This window comes from Spirillospora sp. NPDC049652 (genome assembly GCF_040675125.1).
Taxonomy (GTDB): Bacteria; Actinomycetota; Actinomycetes; order Streptosporangiales; family Streptosporangiaceae; genus Spirillospora.
The window spans coordinates 1-3,080 of sequence record NZ_JBFAOF010000868.1 but is presented as its reverse complement, the minus strand read 5'-3'; the positions used below and the strand labels follow the sequence as shown (position 1 = coordinate 3,080).

Below are 3,080 nucleotides of genomic sequence, written 5' to 3'. Positions count from 1 at the left end.
CGCGACGGTACGCGGCACTCCGCCCTCCGGCTGCGCCGCCACGACCTGGACGACGAGGTCCTGGTGGGTCCCGACCTGGTGCCCGCGCTCGCCGACGCGCTCGCCGCGACCCTCGAACCGGACGCCCCCGAGGAGCACTCCGGCGGCCACCCGGGCGAGCACCCCGAGCACGCCTGACCCGGGAGCGGGAGGGGTGGTCGAGTAGGCTGCGACGCGTGAACGAGGCCACCCACTCCCCAGACCCGTCCGGTGTCGTCCGGTTGTGCGAGGTGCGCGAGACGCCGCTGTCGATGGACGAGGCGTTCGCCGCCGTCCAGGACCGGGCGGCGGGCGGCACGGCCGTGTTCGTCGGGACGGTCCGCGACCACGACCACGCGCGCGAGGTGAGCCGCCTGTCCTACAGCGCGCACCCGAGCGTGGAGCGGGAGCTGCGCCGGGTGATGGAGAAGGTGGCGGCCGACTTCCCGGTCCTCGGGCTCGCCGCCGTGCACCGGGTCGGCGACCTGGAGATCGGCGACCTGGCGGTGGTGGTCGCGGCGTCCTGCCCGCACCGCGCCGAGGCGTTCGCGGCCTGCCGGCGGCTGATCGACGACCTCAAGGCCGAGGTGCCGGTCTGGAAGCACCAGGCGTTCGCCGACGGCGGCGACGAGTGGGTCGGCGCCTGCTGAGTCCGGGCGTGGCCTAGGCTTTCCGGCATGTCTCGTCGTGCCGTCACGCTCGCCTTCGCGAGCTGTCTCCTGCTGGTGCTCGCGGTCGTCGGCGCCCTGCTGCCGGTGCCGTACGTCGCCCTGTTCCCGGGGCCGACCGCCAACACGCTGGGGGACAACGGGAAGGGCGTGCCGCTCGTCCAGATCGACGGCCGGCAGACCTATCCGACCGACGGCCACCTGAACTTCACCACGGTCACCTACCGGGGCGGGCCGGAGGCGCGGATCGACCTGTTCACCGCGCTGCGCGGCTGGCTGTCGTCGGACACCGCGATCGTCCCCGAGGAGACGATCTTCCCCAAGCACGAGTCGCAGCAGCAGGTGGACGCCGAGAACACCCGGCAGATGCAGGACTCGCAGGAGAACGCCGAGGCCGCCGCGCTGCACCAGCTCGGCATCCAGGTCCCGACGCGGGTCGTGGTCAACTCCGTCCAGCCGAACATGCCCGCCACCGGGAAGTTCCAGCCGAACGACGAGATCACCGCGGTGAACGGGGTCAAGACCGGCACGGTCGACCAGGTCAAGGCGCAGATGGGCCGGATCGGGGTCGGCGGCCGGGCGGACGTCGAGGTGCTGCGCGCCGGCAAGCCCGTCAAGATCACGCTGAACACGGCCAAGGGGCAGGACGGCAAGCCGGTGGTCGGCGTGGTCCTCGCGGAGGCCTACCGGTTCCCCTTCAAGATCAACATCAGCGTCGGGGACATCGGCGGGCCGAGCGCCGGCCTGATGTTCTCGCTGTCCATCGTGGACAAGCTCACTCCCGGCTCGATGACCGGCGGGAAGTTCATCGCGGGCACCGGGACGATCAGCCCGGAGGGCCAGGTCGGCCCGATCGGCGGCATCGAGCAGAAGATGATCGCCGCGCGCCGCGCCGGGGCGACGGTGTTCCTCACGCCGAAGGACAACTGCGCGGAGGCGCTGGGCGCGCGCCCGGACGGGCTGCGGCTCGTCCGCGCGGACACGCTGAACGGCGCGGTCCAGTCGCTGGACGCCCTGAGGACGGGCAAGGGCCAGATCCCCGCCTGCTCCAAGTGACCCTCGCGCCTCATCCCCGCCTGCTCCAGGTGACGCGCGCGCCTCGGCCGGACGCCCTCCGGCCGAGGCGGCGGGAAGCCGCGGAGTGTGCCTGGTCGGGACGGGACGCGACCCCGGGAAACCGATTTGGTCAACTCCCGTTCATGCCCTAGAGTTGAGACATCGCCGCGGGGTGGAGCAGTTCGGTAGCTCGCTGGGCTCATAACCCAGAGGTCGCAGGTTCAAATCCTGCCCCCGCTACCAGGTCCGGAGGCCCGGAGCCAGAAATGGCTCCGGGCCTCCGGCGTTCCACCGCCACCGTTCACCGATCGTGTTCCCCACACGCGTTCACCGGCGGCGGCGCGGCGCGAATCCGGCGCGGACCCCGCGTCCGAGCGGATCTAGTCGCTGATCAGCGCGCGCCAGGTCTTCGGGCCGACCACGCCGTCCACGTGCAGCCCGACGGCCTCCTGGAAGCGGCGGACGGCCGAGTCGGTCTTCGGGCCGAAGTCCCCGTCCACGCCCTTCTCGTCCAGGTAGCCCTGCTTCACCAGCTCGGTCTGCGCGGCGCGGACGAAGTCGCCGTGCTCGCCCTTGCGCACCGTCGACCCGATGGTCCTGCCGTCGGTCAGCCGGCCCCAGGTCACCGGGCCGACGACGCCGTCCACGTCGATTCCGGCGAAGTCCTGGAACGCGCGGACGACCTCCTCGGTCTTCGGACCGAAGTCGCCGTCCGCGGCGAGGTGCCGCCAGGGCTCCCGAGCGGCCCGCAGGATGTACTGGAGCGTCTTGACGTCCGGCCCACGGCTTCCCCTGCGCAGCACCGGCCATGGATCTGCCATCGCCGATCTCACCTCCCCGTTGGTGGATTTGACTCTCAGTCAGATAACTCCTGACAGGAGGCGGCGCACAAGCGCCCCCGCGCCCACCCGCCTGTGACCACCCGGACACCCGCAGCTGACCGGCCACGCTCCCACCCCTGCGCCTCCCACCCCCGCGCCTCGCGCCCTGGCGCGCGTGCTGCCGGGTCAGCGGCCGAGGTGGGGCGCGATCGTGAGGGCGAGATGCAGGGTGAGGCGGTCGCGGCCGTCCGCCAGGGCGAGCCCGGTGATCTCCTCGATGCGGCGCAGCCGGTGGTAGAGCGTCTGCCGGTGGACGTTCAGCGCCGCCGCCGTCGCGTGGACGCTGCCCGCGTGGTCCAGGTAGATCAGGGCCGTCCGGGCGAGCTCGGTGTGCTTCGGGTCGAGGAACCGGGAGATCCCGGGCGTAAGGACGGTCTGCGCGAGCGAGTCGTCGTCGCCGAGCCGGAGCAGCCGCAGGGCGCCGAGGTCGGGCCAGGAGCGGGTGGTGCCGCCGGCG

At 72.5% G+C, this 3,080-nt stretch carries 4 protein-coding genes, 1 tRNA gene and 1 pseudogene; 4 read left to right on the top strand and 2 right to left on the bottom strand.

Annotated features, from left to right (window positions below; all coding sequences use genetic code 11):
- From AB0J52_RS34065 to AB0J52_RS34050, 4 genes and pseudogenes are all read left to right on the top strand, one after another.
- Positions 1-177 (top strand): annotated as a pseudogene (locus tag AB0J52_RS34065) (hypothetical protein); the annotation flags it as partial.
- 38 nt (positions 178-215) lie between these two features.
- Entirely contained in the window at positions 216-668 is a 453-nt protein-coding gene (locus tag AB0J52_RS34060) for a molybdenum cofactor biosynthesis protein MoaE (protein WP_500187005.1), read from the top strand.
- A 27-nt stretch (positions 669-695) separates the two neighbouring features.
- Positions 696-1,742, top strand: a complete 1,047-nt coding sequence (locus AB0J52_RS34055) for a YlbL family protein (protein ID WP_500187002.1) — start codon at positions 696-698, stop codon at positions 1,740-1,742.
- A 166-nt stretch (positions 1,743-1,908) separates the two neighbouring features.
- Positions 1,909-1,985, top strand: a tRNA-Met gene (locus AB0J52_RS34050).
- 137 nt (positions 1,986-2,122) lie between these two features.
- Here AB0J52_RS34050 and AB0J52_RS34045 read toward each other — a convergent pair.
- Positions 2,123-2,563, bottom strand: coding sequence for a peptidoglycan-binding domain-containing protein (locus AB0J52_RS34045; protein ID WP_500187001.1), 441 nt, complete (start codon positions 2,561-2,563; stop codon positions 2,123-2,125).
- Positions 2,564-2,749: 186 nt separating this feature from the next.
- On the bottom strand, positions 2,750-3,080 hold a 331-nt coding region (locus AB0J52_RS34040), incomplete at its 5' end, for a PucR family transcriptional regulator (protein ID WP_500186999.1).

Excerpts from the sequence above, each read along its gene's own strand:
- AB0J52_RS34055 (WP_500187002.1), top strand. The coding sequence starts at position 696 with ATGTCTCGTCGTGCCGTCACGCTCGCCTTCGCGAGCTGTCTCCTGCTG.
- AB0J52_RS34045 (WP_500187001.1), bottom strand. The coding sequence starts at position 2,563 with ATGGCAGATCCATGGCCGGTGCTGCGCAGGGGAAGCCGTGGGCCGGAC.